The following is a 19,326-nucleotide window of genomic DNA, read 5'->3' as shown; positions in this document are numbered from 1 at the left end:
TGCATTCGCCTTTCCATGCATGCGCCGCGGGTCGAGCGCCGCGGTTCGTGCCCACCTGTGCCTGCCGTGACTCCTTCCGCCCCCACCCACCTGCCACCCCCCATGAAGCTGTCGGGCCTCGAGCCCGTGGTCATCGGCGCGGGCACCCTGTTCGTCAACATCGGCGAGCGCACGAACGTGACGGGGTCCAAGGCCTTCGCGCGGATGATCCTGAACGGCGAGTTCGAGCAGGCCCTGAGCGTGGCGCGCCAGCAGGTCGAGAACGGTGCGCAGGTCATCGACGTCAACATGGACGAGGCCATGCTGGACAGCAAGGCCTCGATGGTCCGCTTCCTCAACCTGATCGCCAGCGAACCCGAGATCTCGCGGGTGCCGATCATGATCGACAGCTCCAAGTGGGAGGTCATCGAGGCGGGCCTCAAGTGCATCCAGGGCAAGGGCATCGTCAACTCCATCTCGATGAAGGAAGGGGTGGAGCCGTTCCGGCGCCAGGCGCGGTTGATCCGGCGCTACGGCGCCGCCGCGGTGGTGATGGCCTTCGACGAACAGGGACAGGCCGACACCTACGCCCGCAAGACCGAGATCTGTGAGCGGGCCTACCGCATCCTCGTCGACGAGGTCGGCTTCCCGCCCGAGGACATCATCTTCGACCCGAACATCTTCGCCATCGCGACCGGCATCGAAGAGCACGACAACTACGCGGTGGACTTCATCGAGGCCACCCGCTGGATCAAGCAGAACCTGCCCGGCGCCAAGGTCAGCGGCGGTGTGTCGAACGTCAGCTTCAGCTTCCGCGGCAACGACCCGATGCGCGAGGCGATCCACACCGTGTTCCTGTACCACGCCATCCAGGCGGGCATGGACATGGGCATCGTGAACGCCGGCATGGTTGGGGTGTACGACGACCTCGACCCCGTGTTGCGCGAGCGGGTCGAGGACGTCGTGCTGAACCGTCGACCGAACTATCGGCCGGGAGAGCCGGAGATCAGCGCCAGCGAACGCCTGATCGAGATCGCCGAGAGCGCCAAGGGCGCCGCCAAGGACGACACCGCCAAGCTCGCCTGGCGTGCCAAGCCGGTCGCCGAGCGCCTCAGCCACGCGCTGGTCCACGGCATCAACGACTACATCGTCGAGGACACCGAGGAGGTGTATCAGGCCATTCGCGCCACGGGCGGGCGGCCGCTGCACGTGATCGAAGGTCCGCTGATGGATGGCATGAACGTCGTCGGCGACCTCTTCGGCCAGGGCAAGATGTTCCTGCCCCAGGTGGTCAAGAGTGCGCGTGTGATGAAGCAGGCCGTCGCCCACCTCCTGCCGTACATCGAGGAAGAGAAGCGGCTGCTGATCGACGCGGGTGGCGAAGCGCGCGCCAAGGGCAAGATCGTCATCGCCACCGTCAAGGGCGACGTGCACGACATCGGCAAGAACATCGTCACCGTCGTCTTGCAGTGCAACAACTTCGAGGTCGTCAACATGGGCGTGATGGTGCCCTGCCAGGACATCCTCGCCCGGGCCAAGGCGGAAGGCGCGGACATCATCGGCCTGAGCGGCCTGATCACGCCGAGCCTCGAGGAAATGCAGTACGTGGCCGGCGAGATGCAGCGCGACCCGTACTTCCGCGAGCGCCGCACGCCGCTGCTGATCGGCGGGGCCACCACCAGCCGCGTGCACACGGCGGTCAAGATTTCCCCTCACTACGACGGCCCGGTGGTGTACGTGCCGGACGCGAGCCGCAGCGTTGGCGTGTGCAGCGACCTGCTGAGCGAGGAGAAGGCCGAAGGCTTCCTGGCCGAGCTGTCGAGCGACTACGAGCGCGTGCGGGAGCAGCATGCGAACAAGAAGGCCACGCCAATGGTGTCGCTCGCCGAAGCGCGGGCCAACAAGACGCCCATCGACTGGTCGGCGACCACACCGTCGGCGCCGCGCTTCACCGGCCGCCGGGTGTTCCGCAACTACGACCTCGCCGAGCTGGCCCAGTGCATCGACTGGGGCCCCTTCTTCCAGACCTGGGACCTGGCGGGCCCCTATCCGGCGATCCTGAGCGATGCGGTGGTCGGCGAGTCAGCCACCCGCGTCTTCGAGGATGCGCGTGCCATGCTCAAGCGCATCATCGACGGGCGCTGGTTGAGCGCCAATGGCGTGATGGGCCTGTACCCCGCCAACACCGTCAATGACGACGACATCGAGATCTACACCGACGAGAGTCGCTCCGAGGTGCTGATGACCTGGCATGGGCTGCGCATGCAGAGCGTGCGACCCGTGGTCGACGGCGTGAAGCGCCCGAACCGCTGCCTGGCCGACTTCGTTGCACCGAAGTCCTCCGGCCGGGCCGACTATGTCGGGCTGTTCGCCGTGACGGCGGGCATCGGGGCCGAGAAGAAGGAGCAGCAGTTCATCGCCGCCAACGACGACTACAGCAGCATCATGTTCAAGTCGCTGGCCGATCGCCTGGCGGAGGCTTTCGCCGAGCGGCTGCACCAGCGGGTGCGCACCGAGTTCTGGGGCTACGCGCCGGACGAGCAGCTCGACACCGATGCCCTTGTGGCCGAGAAGTACCGTGGCATCCGGCCGGCCCCTGGCTATCCGGCCTGCCCCGACCACAGCGTCAAGCGGGAGATGTTCCGGGTCCTGGCGTGCGACGAGATCGGCATGGGCCTGACCGAAAGCCTCGCCATGACGCCGGCGGCCAGTGTGAGCGGCTTCTACCTGGCTCATCCGGATGCGGCGTACTTCAACGTCGGCAAGCTCGGCGACGACCAGTTGCGGGATTTCGCCACCCGCATCGGGCAGCCCGCTGATCGCGTGGAACGGGCACTCGCTTCCCTTCGCTGATCCGCCCGAGCGACTTACACCCGAAACATTCCGTCTCACATCGGACGAGAAACGTCGACCCGCTTGGCGCGCAGCGGCGTGTGATTCCGTGCGAAATGCCCAGAAGTGACGGTTTCGCGGGCGTCTTTTTCGATCCTTCCCCACTTGGCGCGCTGGTATGCGTCCTGCGTATCCCTGCCTGAGACAGGTGTATTCGCAACAAGGGGGAGAGATCATGAATGTGCTTCAGGGCATCCCGGGGAGCCGCGTCCGTGCGGCTGCAGCGGCCGTATTGATCGCGGTGCTGACCGCCTGCGGTGGCGAGAAGGAAGACTCCGCTCCGGCCGCCAACGACGTGCCGGAGAACTCCCAGGAAGCCGCGCGCTTCCTCACGCAGGCCACGTTCGGTCCGACGCTCGCCGAGATCGAAGCGCTCAAGTCGACGGGCTATTCACGCTGGATCGACCGGCAGATGGCGGCGCCCCGCACCCCGCACCGCGCCTACATCGACCGCATGGCGGCTGATCTCGCGGCCAGCGAGGCCACGGTCAGCCAGACCCACTTCCGCGAGAGCTACTGGGCGCAGGCCCTGTCCGGGCAGGACCAGCTCCGCCAGCGGGCTGCCTTCGCCCTGTCGCAGATCTTCGTCGTCTCGTTCGTTGACAGCACGCTGCAGAACCAGGTGCGAGGGGTGACCTCGTACTACGACATGCTCGGCGAGAAGGCGTTCGGCAACTACCGCGACCTGCTCGAGAGCGTGAGCCTGCACCCGATGATGGGCTTGTACCTCACGAGCCTGCGCAACCAGAAGGAAGACGACAAGGGCCGTGTCGCCGACGAGAACTATGCGCGCGAGATCATGCAGCTGTTCTCGATCGGCCTGTACGAGCTGAATGTCGACGGCACGACGCGCGGCGCGACGCCGATCGAAACCTACACCCACGACGACATCAAGGGCCTGGCCAAGGTGTTCACCGGCTGGAGCTGGTATGCCGGCCCCAACCTCGCCGACCGCACCGATCGCCGCTTCACCGGCGGCGACGGCCACCTCGAGCGCGACTGGCGCCCGATGCAGGCCTACAACAAGTTCCATTCGACGTCCGAGAAGAAGTTCCTGGGCCTGACGATCCCCGCGACCGGCACGGCCGACGCAGAGGCCGACCTCAAGCTCGCCCTCGACCACCTCTTCCAGCATCCCAACGTCGGCCCCTTCTTCGGCAAGCTGCTCATCCAGCGCATGGTGACCAGCAACCCGAGCCCGGCCTACGTGGGACGAGTGGCCAAGGCGTTCAACGACAACGGCCGTGGCGTGCGGGGCGACCTGGCGGCTGTCTTCAAGGCGGTGCTGCTCGACCCGGAAGCCCGCCAGTACACCGAAGGCGACGACCAGTACGGCAAGGTGCGCGAGCCCCTGCTGCGACTGTCGGGCCTGCTGCGCGCCTTCAACGCCCGCTCGACGAGCGGCCGTTTCACCGGCATCGACAACACCGACAGCTCGACCAGCAACCTGAGCCAGACCGTGCTGCGGGCCCCGACCGTCTTCAACTTCTACCGCCCGGGCTATGTGCCGCCCAACAGCGCCGCGGCCACCGCGAAGCTGGTCGCACCTGAACTGCAGCTGAGCAATGAGGTGTCGGTCGCGGGCTACCTGAACTACATCCGTTCCGTCTGGCTGCCGGCCAGCGCGAACCGCGACATCCAGCTCGACTTCTCGGCCGAGGTCGCGCTGGCCGATGACGCCGGCAAGCTGGTCGATCGCATCGACCTGCTCCTCATGTCGGGCCAGATGTCGGACGCGCTGCGCAGCGAGATCATCGCGGGCGTCAATGGCCGCGTCATCCCGGCAGCGACCGCCACCAACCAGGCGCAGATCGAGGCGATCAAGCTCGACCGGGTCCGCATTGCCATCGTGCTGACGATGGCTTCGCCCGACTACCTGATCCAGAAGTGACGAGGCACCCACGATGATGAATCCCCACGACACCTCGCGCCGCGAGTTCCTGCGCCGCGCCTCGGTTCTCTCCGGTTCCGTCGGGACGGCGGGCCTGCCGTTCGCGATGAACCTCGCGGCCATGAATGCCGCGGTCGCCCAGAGCAGCGACTACAAGGCCATCGTGTGCCTGTTCCTCTATGGCGGCAACGACTCGGCCAACATGGTGCTGCCGACCGACACGGCGTCCTGGGAGGCCTACCAGACCGTTCGCTCCACGGCGCCGGACCCGATCGCGCTGAAGGCCGTGGGCACGCCGGCCGATGCCGGTGCCGCGGCCGCCACGCCCGCCGCCCTGGGCGGCGTGCTGCCGATCGTGCCGAACTTCACGGCCTTCAACGTCAACAACACGCGCACCTTCGCCCTGCACCCGTCGATGGGTGAGATGAAGTCGCTGTTCGATCAGGCGCGTGTCGGCATCATCGCCAACGCCGGGCCGTTGCTGCAGCCGATGACGAAGGAGGAGTACCGCGCCAACACCACCAAGAAGCGGCCGCCGAAGCTGTTCTCCCACAACGACCAGCAGTCGTCGTGGCAGGCGCTGGCCCCTGAAGGCGCGAAGATCGGCTGGGGCGGGCGCTTCGGCGACCTGCTTCGCGGCAGCAACAGCAACGCCGTCTTCACCAGCATCTCGGCCGGTGGCGGCGCGGTCTTCATGGCCGGCGAGAACGTGTTCCAGTACCAGGTCGGCAGCGGTGGTGCGGTCGCCATCGGTGGCATGGCCGGCAACCTCTTCGGTTCGGCCGCGGCCGCAACGGCCTACCGCGCGATCGTCTCGCGCACGGAGGTGGACCACTTGCTGGCCCGCGAACAGGCCGTGATCACGCGCCGGTCCATCGACGCTCAGGTGGCCTTCCAGACCGCGTTCTCGGCTTCCACGGTGGCCGCGCCGACGCAGTACTACCGGCCTTCCACGCGCGCCAATGCCAACAACGACCTCGCCACCCAGTTGCAGACGGTGGCCCGCATCATCGGCGCCCGCGCCGGGCTGGGCGCGAACCGCCAGGTCTTCTTCGTGAGCATGGGCGGCTTCGACACCCACGACAACCAGAACCGGGGCCAGGCCGACCTGCTGGCGCGTGTCTCGCACGCCATCGGCTACTTCGACCAGGTGCTCGGCACCATGGGCATGCGCGACAACGTCACGCTGTTCACCGGGTCCGACTTCGGCCGCACCTTCACCAGCAACGGCGACGGCACCGACCACGGCTGGGGCGCCCACCACTTCGTCTACGGTGGCGCCGTCAAGGGCAAGGAGATCTACGGGCGCTTCCCGCAGGTGGGCCTGAACCATGCCGACGAGGTCGGTTCCGGCAGCTTCCTGCCCGGTGTGTCGGTGGAGCAGATCGGCGCCACGATCGGACGCTGGTTCGGGGTGAGCGAGACGAACCTCAACATGGTGTTCCCGAACCTCAAGAACTTCAACGCGAACCTCGGATTTCTCGGTTGAAAGGAAGGGAGGCGCCAAAGCGGCACGGCTGGCCGTGTCGATTGGCGCCCGGCCGCGAGCTGACTCGCGGCGCGGCCTGGTCGAGACAGCCATGGGGCAAGCGCGGTTGATGGCCGGCCGCCTTGCGCGAAGGCGATGCAGACCGCGAGAATGGGCGCCCCCGTCGAGACCTTTGGAGTCCATTGCATGAGCACGCTCTCGCGCCAGAAGGACGCTCCGATCGAGATCGTGGCCTACCGGCCCGAATGGGTCGAGGACTTCGGCGTCGAGCGGCAGCGGCTGGTCGATGCATTGGGCCCTTGGCTGACCGGGACGGTCCAGCACATCGGCAGCACGGCTGTTCCGGGGCTCGCCGCCAAGCCGCTGATCGACATCATGGCGCCCATCCGGTCCCTGGAGGACGGGGCCGGCGCCATTGAGGCCGCCCGCACGCTCGGCTACCACCACTACCCGTACCTGCCGGATGTGATGCACTGGTTCTGCAAGCCGTCGCCCGAGGTGCGAACCCATCACCTGCACCTCGTGCCCTTCGGCAGCCGGCGGTGGGTCGATACCCTTGCCTTCCGGGATGCACTTCGGAGCGATCCCGACCTCGCCCAGGCATACGCAGGCCTGAAGCGGGAATTGGCGGCTCGCTTCCGCACGGATCGGGAGGGTTATACCCAGGCCAAGGCCTCCTTCGTCGACGATGTGATCTCGGGGCGGACTGCGCCTTTGGCAAGGCCCGGCTGACGCGCCGGGGTTCGTGTCGATTCCACCGGGGCCGGGCGGGCCATTCAGGCTGGAGCCCGAGCTTGAGCGCCTGACGCTGGAGGATCCGGCAATTCGCCGGAAGCCGGTGTCTCGGTCGATCGACCCTCGACTCCCTTTGCGCGCCACGCCGCGCCATGCCATGCCATGCCCTCTTGCGGCGGCCGACGGCCGGGCACGGGCGTGCCGGGTGTTATGGCAGGGCGAGGCCGCGCCGGTACTGCACGGCCTCGGCCACGTGGGTCTGCGTGAGCTCGGACGCGCCGGCCAGGTCGGCAATGGTGCGGGCAATGCGCAGCACTCTGTGGTGCCCGCGAGCGGACCAGCCCAGCCGCACGGAGGCCGCCTGAAGGAATGCCGCGCAATCGGCAGGCATCGCGGCGTGGCGGTCGAGCGCATCGCCTTGCAGCTCGGCATTGGGCACGCCTTGGCGGGCGAGTGCGGTCGCATGGGCGCGGCCGACTCGCTCGGCCACCACCGCGGAGGACTCACCATCGCGCGCTGCGGACAGCGTGGCCGCGGGGACCGCCGGCACCTCCACCTGCAGGTCGATGCGGTCGAGCAGGGGCCCGCTCAGGCGCGCCTGGTAGCGCAGCACGACGTCCGGCGCGCATCGGCAGGCGCGCAGCGTGCTGCCGTGGTGTCCGCATGGGCAGGGGTTCATGGCCGCGACCAGCTGGAACTGTGCTGGAAACTCGGCCTGCCGCGCTGCCCGCGAAATCACGACCCGACCACTCTCCAGCGGCTCCCGCAAGGCCTCCAGCGCCTGGCGCTTGAACTCCGGCAGCTCGTCCAGGAAGAGCACCCCGCGGTGAGCCAGCGAGATTTCGCCAGGTCGGGGTGGCGAGCCGCCGCCCACGAGCGCGGCCTGCGAGGCGCTGTGGTGCGGCGCGCGAAAGGGCCGACGCTTCCACGCGGCCGGCTCGAAGCTCCCGTGCAGGCTCAGGAGCGCGGCGGACTCCAGCGCACCTTCGTCAGTCATCGGGGGCAGCAGGCCGGCCAGTCGCTGTGCCAGCATGGACTTGCCCGTGCCGGGTGGGCCCACCATCAACAGGCAGTGAGATCCGGCGGCGGCCACTTCGAGGGCACGCTTCGCGGACGCCTGCCCCTTGACGTCTTTCAGGTCCGCGCATGGGCGCGCGGGCGGCACCGGCTCAGGCACCGCACGTGGGAGCGGTCGGACATGGGCGGCCCCGGCGGCGTCGGTGGGGCGGAACGCCTCCACCACCTCGAGCAGGTGGCGGGCGCCATGGATGGCCAGGCTGCCGCCCACGCGCGCGGCCTCCGCGGCAGAGCCGCTGGGCAGCACCAACGCTCGCGCACCCCCGGCGCTGGGGGCCGTGCGGCGGAGCGCGAGCGCGAGGGCAAGTGCCCCGCGCACCGGCCTCAGGTCCCCCGCCAGGGAGAGTTCGCCAGCGAACTCGAAGCCCTCCGTGAGCTTGACGTCGATCTGCTCGCTGGCCGCGAGGATGCCCAGCGCGATGGGCAGGTCGAAGCGCCCGGATTCCTTCGGCAGATCGGCCGGGGCCAGGTTGACCGTGATGCGCTTGTTGTGCGGAAAGCTCAGTCCGCAGTTGATGAGCGCCGCCCGCACGCGTTCACGCGCCTCGCGCACCTCGGTGTCGGCCAGACCGACGAGGGTGAAGGTGGGCAGGCCGTTGGCGAGGTCGACCTCCACCGTCACGGGTGGAGCGACAAGTCCGTCGAGTGTGCGACTGTGGATGACGGCAAGCGACATGGCCGCAGTCTGCCGCCTTCGGCCCCGCCCGGTACCCGTCACGGGGCAGGATTTCGGGCGGCCTCAGCAGCCCAGTTCATCGAGCTCCGCGTGGCCATCGGGCCGCCGGCCCAGCGGCCACAGCAGCTTGCGCTCGGCTGCACGGATCGGAAGGTCGTTGATGCTGGCGTGGCGCTCGATCATGAGGCCGTCCGCATCGAACGCCCAGTTCTCGTTGCCGTGGCTGCGGTACCACTGGCCGCTGTCGTCGTGCCACTCATAGGCGAAGCGCACCGCGATGCGGTCACCGGTGAAGGCCCACAAGGACTTCACCAGGCGGTAGTCGAGCTCCCGCACCCACTTTCGCGCCAGGAAGGCCTGCACCTCCGGGCGCCCGTTGACGAACTCGGCGCGGTTGCGCCAACGCGTGTCGACGGAGTAGGCCAGCGCCACCCGCTCAGGGTCGCGGGTGTTCCAGGCGTCCTCCGCCAGACGCACCTTGAGGCGGGCGGATTCAGCGGAGAACGGCGGCAAGGGAGGGCGAGGTGACATGGGTAGGCTCCGGAGGACGGTAGACGGACTTGTCTACCTGGTGGAATCTAGGGCATGTAGACAAGTCTGTCTACAATCGGGTGATGAACAGTCCACCCTCTGACTTGGGGCCCGCAGTGACGCTCAGCGCGCGGGACCGGATCGTGGCGGCGGCCCATCGGCTCTTCTATGGCGAGGGCATCCGCGCCACGGGGATCGACCGTGTGATCGCCGAGGCCCGGGTCACCAAGGTGACCTTCTATCGGCACTTCCCGAGCAAGAACGATCTGGTGCTCGACTTCCTCGAGCGCCGCCATGTCGCGTGGATGGCCTGGTTCACCGAGGCCCTGCAGCGGCATCGGCCCCGTGCGGCGCCGCCCGTGGCGGCGATCGCGCCCGCCTTGCGAGAGTGGTTCTCGTCGCCGGACTTTCGCGGCTGTGCCTTCATCAACGCCGTGAACGAGGTGGCGGCCATCACGCCCGGCGTTCGCGAGATCGCCGCGCGGCACAAGGCCGAGATGGTGACGGTCCTGTCGACCCTGCTCTCGCCCGGGCGCCATCGCCGCCGCGACGCCGAGGCCCTCGGCGTCGCGGTGGACGGCGCCATTGTCCGCGCCCAGGTCGACGGTCGCAGCGAGGCGGCGCTCTCGGGCCTGGCCATTCTGGTGCGGCCTTTCAGCGCGCCGCCGGGCTGATCACCGTCGGGCCGAACGGGTGCACCAACTGAGGGCTTCGCGGGTCCGAGCGCGGACGGACGGCACCGAATGCGTGCCTCCCATGCTTGCTCGCGGGGCGTTCCTGTGGCTCACGCCGCATTTTTGGGGCGGGAGGCCGCAATCCGACCCTTGGCACAGAAGGTGCAGAAGGGACGGTGCCGAATCACCACCTGCCCTACGGAGCCATCCATGAAGAAAACGCTTGTCTGCCTGTCGGTTCTCAGCACGCTGATCGGCGCCGCCGCTCAGGCAGCCGACGCGCCGGCGGTCACCTCCAATGTGACGCTGACCACCAAGTACAAGTACCGCGGCCAGGATCAGAGCCGCGCCGACAAGACCGTCGTGCCCGCGATCCAGGGCGGATTCGACTACGCATCCAACGGCTTCTACATCGGCAACTGGAACTCCAGCATCGGCTTCGTCGACGGGTCGGACATCGAGATGGACGTCTACGGTGGCTACAAGGGCCAGATCACTCCCGACATCGGCTTTGACGTGGGTGTGCTGCGCTACCAGTACCCGCAGTTCTCGACCGGCAACACCACCGAGATCTATGGTGGCATCTCCTGGAGCTTCATCACCGCCAAGCTTTCCTACACCGCATCGAAGCGCTACTTCGGCCTCGAGGAAGGTCGCGGCACGCTCTATGGCGACCTGTCCGCCAACTACGAAGTGGTCAAGGGCGTCACGTTGAACGGCCACATCGGCGGCACGCGCCTCACGAGCGACACCAAGGACATCCACGGTGTCCCGAGCTTCATCGACTACAAGTTCGGCGCGACCTACGACCTCGGCACCGGCTTCTCCCTCGCCGGTGCATACGTCGGGGCAACGAAGAAGGATGCCTGGGGCGATGCCAACAAGGGCCGCTTCATCCTCTCGCTCACCAAGGCCATGTGAGCGAGCGAACCCGGTTCGGACACAGCTGCAAACAAGGAGAATCCCATGAAGATGGTGACTGCCATCGTCAAGCCGTTCAAGCTTGACGAGGTCCGCGAAGCCCTCAGCGCCATCGGCGTCCAGGGCATCACGGTGACGGAGGTGAAGGGCTTCGGCCGCCAGAAGGGCCATACCGAGCTCTATCGCGGCGCGGAGTACGTCGTCGACTTCCTGCCCAAGGTCAAGATCGAAGCGGCCGTCGACGACGGCCTGATCGATCGGGTGATCGAGGCCATCGAAGGCGCCGCGCGCACCGGCAAGATCGGCGACGGCAAGATCTTCGTCTCGCCGCTCGAACAAGTGGTTCGCATCCGCACCGGCGAGACCGGCAAGGATGCCCTGTGACGGCATCGGAAAGACAACCATGAAAAAACTGATCGCTTCCCTCGTCCTGGGCCTGACGGTCCTGGGCTTTTCTGGCGGAGTCCTCGCACAGGACGCCGCCGCCTCGGCCCCGGAGGCCGCTGCCTCGGTGGTCGCTCCGGCTGCCGCAGAGCCGGCCGCGGTGACCACGGCCGCGGCTGAAGCCGCGCCCGCCGCGGCACCTGCCGCCGCCGCCCCGGTGCCCGACAAGGGCGACGTGGCCTGGATCATCGTGGCCACGCTGCTCGTCATCATGATGACCATCCCGGGCCTGGCGCTCTTCTATGGCGGCCTCGTGCGCAGCAAGAACATGCTGTCGGTGCTGATGCAGGTCTTCGTCACCTTCTCGATGGTGGTCGTCCTGTGGATGGTCTATGGCTACAGCCTGGCCTTCACCGAGGGCAACGCCTTCATCGGCGGCCTCGATCGCCTGTTCATGAAGGGCATCTTCGACCCGGCCACCGGCACCTTCGCCATGGGCGCGACATTCAGCAAGGGCGTCTACATCCCCGAGCTGCTGTTCGCCGCCTTCCAGGCCACCTTCGCCGGCATCACCTGCTGCCTGATCGTCGGCGCCTTTGCCGAGCGCATCAAGTTCTCCGCCGTGCTCGCCTTCATGGTGCTGTGGTTCACCTTCAGCTACGCGCCGATCGCCCACATGGTGTGGTACTGGATGGGTCCGGACGCCTACACGTCGGCTGCGGTGGTCGACGAGATGAATGGCAAGGCCGGCTTCCTGTGGCAGATGGGGGCGCTGGACTTCGCGGGCGGCACCGTGGTGCACATCAACGCCGCCGTGGCGGGCCTCGTGGGTGCCTTCGTGATCGGCAAGCGCGTCGGCTATGGCCGCGAAGCCTTCACCCCGCACTCGCTGACGCTGACCATGGTCGGGGCCTCGCTGCTGTGGGTGGGCTGGTTCGGCTTCAACGCGGGCTCTGCCCTTGAAGCCGGCAACAGCGCCGTGCTCGCCTTCATGAACACCCTGGGTGCCACGGCCGCAGCCGTGCTGGCCTGGTGCATCGGCGAGGCACTGCTCAAGGGCAAGGCTTCCATGCTGGGCGCAGCTTCCGGGGCGGTCGCCGGCCTCGTGGCCATCACGCCGGCCGCCGGCAACGTCGGCCTGATGGGCGGCCTGGTGATCGGCTTCGTGGCCGGCTTCGCCTGCCTCTGGGGCGTGAACGGCCTGAAGCGCATGCTGGGTGCGGACGACTCCCTCGACGTCTTCGGCGTGCACGGCGTCGGCGGCATCGTCGGTGCACTGCTGACGGGCGTCTTCAACAACCAGGCGCTGGGTGGCCCCGGACTGGTCGGCGACTGGGTGACGGCAACGATCACCTCCAACTCGATCGGCGTGCAGGTCTGGATCCAGCTCAAGGCCGTGCTCATCACGGTGGTCTGGTCGGCTGTGGTGTCCTTCATCGCCTTCAAGCTCGTTGACCTGGTCATCGGGTTGCGCGTGACGGAAGAAGAGGAGCGCGAGGGTCTCGACATCTCGGCCCACGGTGAGACCGCGTACCACAAGTAAGTCCCTGCTTTCTCCGGCGGCCTTCGCGGGCCGCCGGCCAGCAGTCGCAAAGGCCACCCTCGGGTGGCCTTTGCCCGTCCGGAGCGCGACAACCGGCGCCATCTTGCGGGCGGCCCGTTTGCCCCCAGATGCCTAGAATCGTGCCATTACGCGTCCTTCGGGCTTTCCATGGTTCCTCACCTCATCACTGCCCTCAACGGCCCGATCAATGAACTCGAGCAGCGCATCCTGGAGTCGCTGCCGGCCATCGAGCGCTGGTTCCGCCTCGAATGGATGGAGCACACGCCGCCCTTCTACACCTCGGTGGACGTGCGCAACGCCGGCTACAAGCTGGCCCCGGTCGACACCAATCTCTTCCCTGGCGGCTTCAACAACCTGACGACCGAGATGCTGCCGCTGGCCGTTCAGGCGGCCATGGCGGCGATCGAGAAGATCTGCCCCGAAGCCAAGAACCTGCTGCTGATCCCGGAGAAGCACACCCGCAACACCTTCTACCTGGCCAATGTCGCCCGGCTGATGCAGATCTTCCACCAGGCGGGGCTCAATGTGCGCCTGGGAACGCTCGACGAGAGCATCGAACGCCCGACCGACATCAACCTGCCGGACGGGTCCGCCCTGACGCTCGAACCGCTGGTGCGCACCCGGGGTCGCCTCGGGCTGAAGGACTTCGATCCCTGCACGATCCTGCTCAACAACGACCTGTCGGCCGGCATCCCCAAGGTGCTCGAGGGCCTGCACGAGCAGTACCTGCTGCCGCCGCTGCACGCCGGCTGGGCGCTGCGCCGCAAGACCAATCACTTCCAGGCCTATGAAGAGGTGGCGAAGAAGTTTGCCAAGCTGCTGGGCATGGACCCGTGGCTCATCAACCCGATGTTCGCGCGCGGGGAGAAGATCAACTTCACCACCGGCGAGGGCGAGGACGCACTGGCCACCCAGGCCGAGGCCCTGCTTGCCAAGATCCGCCGCAAGCACAAGGAATACGGCATCCAGGAGAAGCCCTTCCTGATCGTGAAGGCCGACGCCGGCACCTACGGCATGGGCATCATGACCGTGCGCGACCCGAAGGAACTGGTCGACCTGAACCGCAAGACGCGCAACAAGATGAGCGTCATCAAGGACGGCCAGGAGGTGAGCGAGGTCATCCTCCAGGAGGGAGTGCCGACGTACGAGCGGGTCAACGACGCCGTCGCCGAACCGGTGGTGTACATGATCGACCGCTACGTGGTGGGCGGCTTCTACCGCGTGAACGCCGAGCGGGGCGTGGACGAGAACCTCAATTCCCCGGGTGCGGTCTTCGCGCCGCTGGCGTTCGCGGAGTCGAACCAGCTGCCCAAGCCGGGCAGCAAACCGGGCGCGAGCGCGCCCAACCGCTTCTACATGTATGGGGTGATCGCTCGCCTGGCGATGCTGGCGGCAAGCTATGAGCTCGAGGCCACGGACCCGGACGCCGAGGTTTACGAATAAGTCGGCCTCGGGCAAGATGCGCCGTGTTGCATTGCAACAAGCTCTTTTCCACAGGTGCACCATGGCCCTCTCCCGTTCCCTGAACTCGCGCCGCCTGGCCGGCCGCGACTCCTCGTGACCCAGCCGCGTCCGAATTCCAGCCTGGCGGCACTCACGCTCGGGGCGATCGGTGTCGTCTACGGCGACATCGGCACCAGTCCGCTGTATGCACTGAAGGAAGTGTTCGCTCACGGCCGGGTGCCGCTCAGCGAGGAGAGCATCCTTGGCGTGCTTTCGCTCGCCTTCTGGGCACTCACGGTCATCGTCTCGTTGAAATACGTGGTGCTCATCCTGCGGGCCGACAACAACGGCGAGGGTGGCCTGATCGCCATGCTCGCGCTGGCCTCCACGGCAGTGGCTGACCGGCCCGTCTTGCGCAACCGCCTGCTGCTCGTCGGCATCTTCGGCACGGCGATCTTCTTCGGCGATGGCGTCATCACGCCTGCCATCTCGGTGCTGTCCGCGGTCGAAGGCCTCGAGGTCGCGGCTCCCGGGCTGCACCGCTACGTGGTGCCGGTGACCCTGCTGGTGCTGGCGGCCCTCTTCCTCGTGCAGCGCCACGGCACCGCGCACGTCGGCCGGTTCTTCGGCCCGGTGATGGTCCTGTGGTTCCTGGTGCTCGCCTTGCTGGGGGTGCAGCACATCGCCGAGAACCCCGACGTGCTGCGCGCGCTGAGCCCGGGCCACGCGATCGGGTTCCTCGTCAACCACCCCGGAACCTCGTTCATCGCACTCGGCGCGCTGGTCCTGTGCGTCACCGGGGCCGAGGCGCTGTATGCCGACATGGGGCACTTCGGCAAGCGCCCGATCCGGGTCGCCTGGTTTTCGCTGGCCATGCCGGCGCTGGTCCTGAACTACTTCGGCCAGGGCGCACTGCTGCTCCAGCACCCGGAAAACGTGAACAACCCGTTCTACGAGATGGCACCGCAGTGGGCGCTGTACCCCCTCATCGCGCTGGCCACTTGCGCCACGGTGATCGCCTCGCAGGCCCTGATCACGGCCGCCTTCTCCATCACCAAGCAGGCCATCCAGCTCGGCTACCTTCCCCGCATGCAGATCCAGCACACCTCGGTGAAGGAGGCGGGACAGGTCTATGTGCCGGTGGTGAACTGGGGGTTGTTCGTCTGCATCGTCTTCGCCGTGGTGCTGTTCGGCTCCAGCAGCCGCCTGGCGGGTGCCTACGGGATCGCGGTCACGGTGGACATGCTCATCACCACCACGATGACCTTCTTCGTGATCCGCTACGGCTGGAAGCTGCCCTGGCTGGTGTGCGTCGCGGCGACCGGCTTCTTCTTCGTGGTCGACGCCGTCTTCTTCGCCGCGAACATCGTCAAGATCTTCGACGGCGGCTGGTTCCCGCTGATGATCGGGGGCGTGATGTTCACCTTGATGATGACCTGGAAGCAGGGCCGGCAGCTCATGCGCGAGCGGCTGCGCGACGACGCCATCGAACTCGAGAGCTTCCTCGAGGCCGTGTTCCTCAGCCCGCCCCTGCGGGTCGCCGGCACCGCGGTGTTCATGGTGAGCGAACAGGGCCTCGCGCCCAACGCACTGCTGCACAACCTGAAGCACAACAAGGTGCTGCACGAGACCAACGTGTTCGTGCACGTGAAGCACCATGAGGTGCCCTGGATCGGCTTCGACCGCCGCGTCGAGATGAAGCCGCTTGGCCATGACTGCTGGCAGGTCACGCTGCACTTCGGCTTCAAGAACGACCCGGACGTACCCGAGGCCCTGAACCTGCTGCGCGGCCGCGGCGTGCGCCTTGACGAGATGGAGACCTCGTACTTCCTGTCCCGCGACATCGTCATTCCGACCCTCGGCCAGGACATGGTCATGTGGCGCGAGAAGATGTTCGCCAGCATGCACCACAACGCGAGCGGCGCGGCCGACTTCCTCAGCCTGCCCACGAACCGGGTGGTCGAACTGGGCTCGAAGATCGAGATCTGAGCCGGCCGGCGCTGGGCGTCGACCCGGGTACCGGCTGCAGGCGGCAGGGATTTGTGCAACAGTGGCGGTCTCCGCCTGCCGCCCTCCCGCGCCATGAAACTGCTCTTCGTCGCCGACCCTCTCGACACCTTCAAGCCCTACAAGGACTCCACCTTCGCGATGATGCGCGAGGCCGCGTCGCGCGGGCACACCCTGCTCTCATGCGAGCCGGGGCACCTGCACTGGGAGCGCGGAGGGCGCGTCAGTGCGCCGGTGCTCGAGATCGCCCTGACGGGGCGTACCGACGACAGCTGGTTCACGGTGGTGTCGGGCCGCGAGACCCTCGCCCTCGCCGACACCGACGCCATCCTGATGCGCAAGGACCCGCCCTTCGACAGCGAGTTCTTCTACGCGACGCACCTGCTCGAGCAGGCGGAGCGTGAAGGGGCGCGGGTCTTCAACAAGCCCGCCGCCCTGCGCGACCACCCCGAGAAGCTCGCCATCCTGGAGTTTCCGGAATTCATCGGGCCGACGCTCGTCACCCGGTCCGCGGCCGACGTGCGGCGTTTCCACGAACTCCACCGCGACATCATCCTGAAGCCGCTCGACGGCATGGGCGGCATGGGCATCTTCCGGGTCGGACCGGACGGCCTGAACCTCGGGAGCATCACCGAGACGCTGAACCGGGGCGGGGCCACGACCTTGATGGTGCAGCGCTACCTGCCGGAGATCGTCAAGGGCGACAAGCGCGTGCTGGTGATTGGCGGCCAGCCGGTGCCGTTCTCCCTCGCGCGCATCCCGCAGGGCAGCGAGATCCGCGGCAACCTCGCGGCCGGCGGCAAGGGTGTCGCCCAGCCCCTGTCCGATCGGGATCGCGAGATCGCGACCGCGCTCGGCCCCGTGCTGGCGGCGCGCGGCCTCCTGCTGGTCGGCCTGGACGTCATCGGCGACAGCCTCACCGAGATCAACGTCACCAGCCCCACCTGCTTCCAGGAAATCACCCAGCAGACCGGGTTCGACGTGGCGGCCATGTTCATTGACGCGCTGGAGCGGTCACTGGCTTCGGGCCGAGGCTGACCGCCGTGAGCGGCGCGGCAGGGTGACCCTTCGGCGTGCGGGAAACCCGCCGGTCGGCCCGCCGAGCGGCGACAATCGCGGTTTGTCGCTGAAGCTTTCCCCATGGCCGTCCTCTCCCTTTCCAACGCCCACCTGGCCTTCGGCCACGTGGCCCTGCTCGACAACGCGGCGTTCTCGCTCGAGTCCGGCGAACGGCTGGGGCTGATCGGCCGCAATGGCGCGGGCAAGTCCTCGCTGCTCAAGATCATCGCCGGCCTGGAGAAGCCCGATGACGGCCTGCTGCAGATGACGCAGGGACTGCGCATCTGCTACGTGCCTCAGGAACCCGTGTTCGACCTGTCCGCCTCGGTCTTCCAGGTCGTCAGCGAAGGCGTGGCCGAGGCCAAGGCCGTGCGCCAGCAGTATGAGGAGCATGCCGAGGGCGTGGACCTCGACGCCCTGCAGACCCGCATCGAGGCGCTGGACGCCTGGACGTGGGAGCAGCGCGTCGACACCACCCTCGCCCAGTTGCACCTGGACGGCGATCGCATCGTCGGCGAGCTCTCCGGCGGCATGAAGAAGCGCGTCGCGCTGGCCCAGGCCCTGGTGGCCGTGCCCGACGTGCTGCTGCTCGACGAGCCCACCAACCACCTGGACCTCGACTCCATCGCCTGGCTCGAGGAACTGCTGCGCGCTTTCAAGGGCAGCGTGATGCTGATCACCCACGACCGCGCCTTCCTCGACGGCGTGGCCACCCGCATCCTCGAGCTCGACCGGGGCATCATCCGCAGCTATCCCGGCAACTTCACGGCCTACGAGCGCCTGAAGGAAGAGCAACTGGCCTCCGAGGCCCTTGCCAACGCCCGCGCCGACAAGCTGCTCGCGCAGGAAGAGGTGTGGATCCGCAAGGGCGTGGAGGCGCGCCGGACCCGCAGCGTGGCCCGCATTGCCCGCCTCGAAACCCTGCGCCAACGCCGGCAGGCTCGCCGCGACTCCCTCGGCCAGGTCCGGCTCGAGGTCGACTCGAGCGCACCCAGCGGCAAGATCGTCGCCGAGTTGCGCGACGTCTCGCTCGCCTTCGCCGACAAGCTCATCGTCAAGGGCTTCAACGCCACCATCCTGCGCGGCGACAAGGTGGGTCTCATCGGACCCAACGGCGCCGGCAAGACGACCCTGCTCAAGCTGATCCTCGGCGAACTTCAACCCGATTCGGGCAGCATTCGCCAGGGTACCCGGCTCGAGGTTGCGTACTTCGACCAGATGCGAAGCACGCTCAACCTCGATGCCACGCTGGCCGACACCATCAGCCCGGGCAGCGAATGGGTGGAGTTCAACGGCGCGCGAAAGCACGTCATGAGCTACCTGAACGATTTCCTGTTTTCGCCGGAGCGGGCCAACTCCCCGGTGCGCACGCTGTCGGGCGGCGAGCGGAACCGGCTGCTGCTGGCTCGGCTGTTCGCGCTGCCCGCCAACGTGCTGGTGCTGGACGAACCCACCAACGACCTCGACATCGACACGCTCGAGCTGCTCGAGGAACTGCTGCAGAACTACCCCGGAACCGTGTTCCTGGTCAGCCACGACCGTCGCTTCCTCGACAACGTCGTCACCAGCACCATTGCATGGGAGGGCGACGAGGCGCCGGGCCTCTGGCGGGAGTACGAGGGCGGTTACGAGGACTGGAAGCTGCAGCGCGACCGCGCCCGCAGCATGCGGGACAAGGCCGCGCGTGCCGCCAGCGCGCCGGCCCCGAGCGCCGCTCCGGTCGCCGCGCCCGCGGCCGCCGTACCGGCCAGGAAGGCCAAGCTGAGCTACAAGGAACAGCGCGAGCTCGATGCGTTGCCGGGCCGCATCGAGGCCCTCGAGGCGGAGCAGAAGCAGTTGGCCGAGCAGCTGTCAGGCACCGAGATCTACACCGATGCCAAGCGGTTGGCCACGGTCCAGGCGCGAGTCGGCGCCATCGAGGAAGAACTGCTGGCCGCCCTGGAACGCTGGGAAATCCTGGGCGCTCGCTGACGCAGGACGCGATTGGACGTGCCGCGCGCCGCC

General features: G+C 67.6%; 14 protein-coding genes. 12 read left to right on the top strand and 2 right to left on the bottom strand.

Going from position 1 to position 19,326, the window contains the following annotated elements; all coding sequences use genetic code 11:
- The first annotated feature begins 15 nt into the window (after nt 1-15).
- The 4 genes from metH to ACSQ2F_RS19100 all read left to right on the top strand — a co-directional run bounded on the left by metH (nt 16) and on the right by ACSQ2F_RS19100 (nt 6,983).
- On the top strand, nt 16-2,832 hold the full coding sequence (gene metH, locus ACSQ2F_RS19115; RefSeq protein WP_436025724.1) for a methionine synthase: 2,817 nt from the start codon (nt 16-18) through the stop codon (nt 2,830-2,832).
- 214 nt (nt 2,833-3,046) lie between these two features.
- On the top strand, nt 3,047-4,762 hold the full coding sequence (locus ACSQ2F_RS19110; protein WP_436025722.1) for a DUF1800 domain-containing protein: 1,716 nt from the start codon (nt 3,047-3,049) through the stop codon (nt 4,760-4,762).
- A gap of 13 nt (nt 4,763-4,775) precedes the next feature.
- The gene (locus ACSQ2F_RS19105) at nt 4,776-6,251 is read left to right on the top strand and encodes a DUF1501 domain-containing protein (protein WP_436025720.1); all 1,476 of its coding nucleotides are present in this window, start codon (nt 4,776-4,778) and stop codon (nt 6,249-6,251) included.
- Nucleotides 6,252-6,437: 186 nt separating this feature from the next.
- Entirely contained in the window at nt 6,438-6,983 is a 546-nt protein-coding gene (locus tag ACSQ2F_RS19100) for a GrpB family protein (RefSeq protein WP_436025718.1), read from the top strand.
- Between the two features lie 211 nt (nt 6,984-7,194).
- On the opposite strand, the gene ACSQ2F_RS19095 is transcribed toward ACSQ2F_RS19100, so the two are convergent.
- Nucleotides 7,195-8,739 carry a YifB family Mg chelatase-like AAA ATPase gene (locus tag ACSQ2F_RS19095; protein ID WP_436025716.1) on the bottom strand — a complete coding sequence of 515 codons (1,545 nt, stop codon included), beginning with the start codon at nt 8,737-8,739 and terminating at the stop codon, nt 7,195-7,197.
- 63 nt (nt 8,740-8,802) lie between these two features.
- On the bottom strand, nt 8,803-9,270 hold the full coding sequence (locus ACSQ2F_RS19090) for a DUF1348 family protein (protein ID WP_436025714.1): 468 nt from the start codon (nt 9,268-9,270) through the stop codon (nt 8,803-8,805).
- Nucleotides 9,271-9,353: 83 nt separating this feature from the next.
- Here ACSQ2F_RS19090 and ACSQ2F_RS19085 point away from each other — a divergent pair, with 83 nt between their 5' ends.
- From ACSQ2F_RS19085 to ACSQ2F_RS19050, 8 genes are all read left to right on the top strand, one after another.
- Nucleotides 9,354-9,944, top strand: a complete 591-nt coding sequence (locus ACSQ2F_RS19085; RefSeq protein WP_436025712.1) for a TetR/AcrR family transcriptional regulator — start codon at nt 9,354-9,356, stop codon at nt 9,942-9,944.
- Nucleotides 9,945-10,154: 210 nt separating this feature from the next.
- Nucleotides 10,155-10,865, top strand: coding sequence for a TorF family putative porin (locus tag ACSQ2F_RS19080; protein WP_436025710.1), 711 nt, complete (start codon nt 10,155-10,157; stop codon nt 10,863-10,865).
- 45 nt (nt 10,866-10,910) lie between these two features.
- Nucleotides 10,911-11,249: a P-II family nitrogen regulator gene (locus ACSQ2F_RS19075; protein WP_047509787.1), complete on the top strand. Its 339-nt coding sequence runs from the start codon at nt 10,911-10,913 to the stop codon at nt 11,247-11,249.
- Nucleotides 11,250-11,268: 19 nt separating this feature from the next.
- Nucleotides 11,269-12,792 (top strand): ammonium transporter, encoded by a 1,524-nt coding sequence (locus tag ACSQ2F_RS19070; RefSeq protein ID WP_436025707.1) that lies wholly within the window; start codon nt 11,269-11,271, stop codon nt 12,790-12,792.
- A 168-nt stretch (nt 12,793-12,960) separates the two neighbouring features.
- Nucleotides 12,961-14,256 (top strand): glutamate--cysteine ligase, encoded by a 1,296-nt coding sequence (gene gshA / locus ACSQ2F_RS19065; protein WP_436025705.1) that lies wholly within the window; start codon nt 12,961-12,963, stop codon nt 14,254-14,256.
- Nucleotides 14,257-14,370: 114 nt separating this feature from the next.
- Nucleotides 14,371-16,245 carry a potassium transporter Kup gene (locus tag ACSQ2F_RS19060; RefSeq protein ID WP_436025703.1) on the top strand — a complete coding sequence of 625 codons (1,875 nt, stop codon included), beginning with the start codon at nt 14,371-14,373 and terminating at the stop codon, nt 16,243-16,245.
- A gap of 93 nt (nt 16,246-16,338) precedes the next feature.
- The gene (gene gshB, locus ACSQ2F_RS19055; protein ID WP_436025701.1) at nt 16,339-17,301 is read left to right on the top strand and encodes a glutathione synthase; all 963 of its coding nucleotides are present in this window, start codon (nt 16,339-16,341) and stop codon (nt 17,299-17,301) included.
- A gap of 102 nt (nt 17,302-17,403) precedes the next feature.
- Nucleotides 17,404-19,293 carry an ATP-binding cassette domain-containing protein gene (locus ACSQ2F_RS19050; protein WP_436025699.1) on the top strand — a complete coding sequence of 630 codons (1,890 nt, stop codon included), beginning with the start codon at nt 17,404-17,406 and terminating at the stop codon, nt 19,291-19,293.
- Nucleotides 19,294-19,326: the final 33 nt, after the last annotated feature.

Source organism: Rhizobacter sp. LjRoot28 (assembly GCF_964253025.1).
Taxonomy (GTDB): Bacteria; Pseudomonadota; Gammaproteobacteria; order Burkholderiales; family Burkholderiaceae_C; genus Rhizobacter.
Note: the sequence above shows the minus strand (reverse complement) of the source record. Positions and strands in the feature narration are given on the sequence as shown.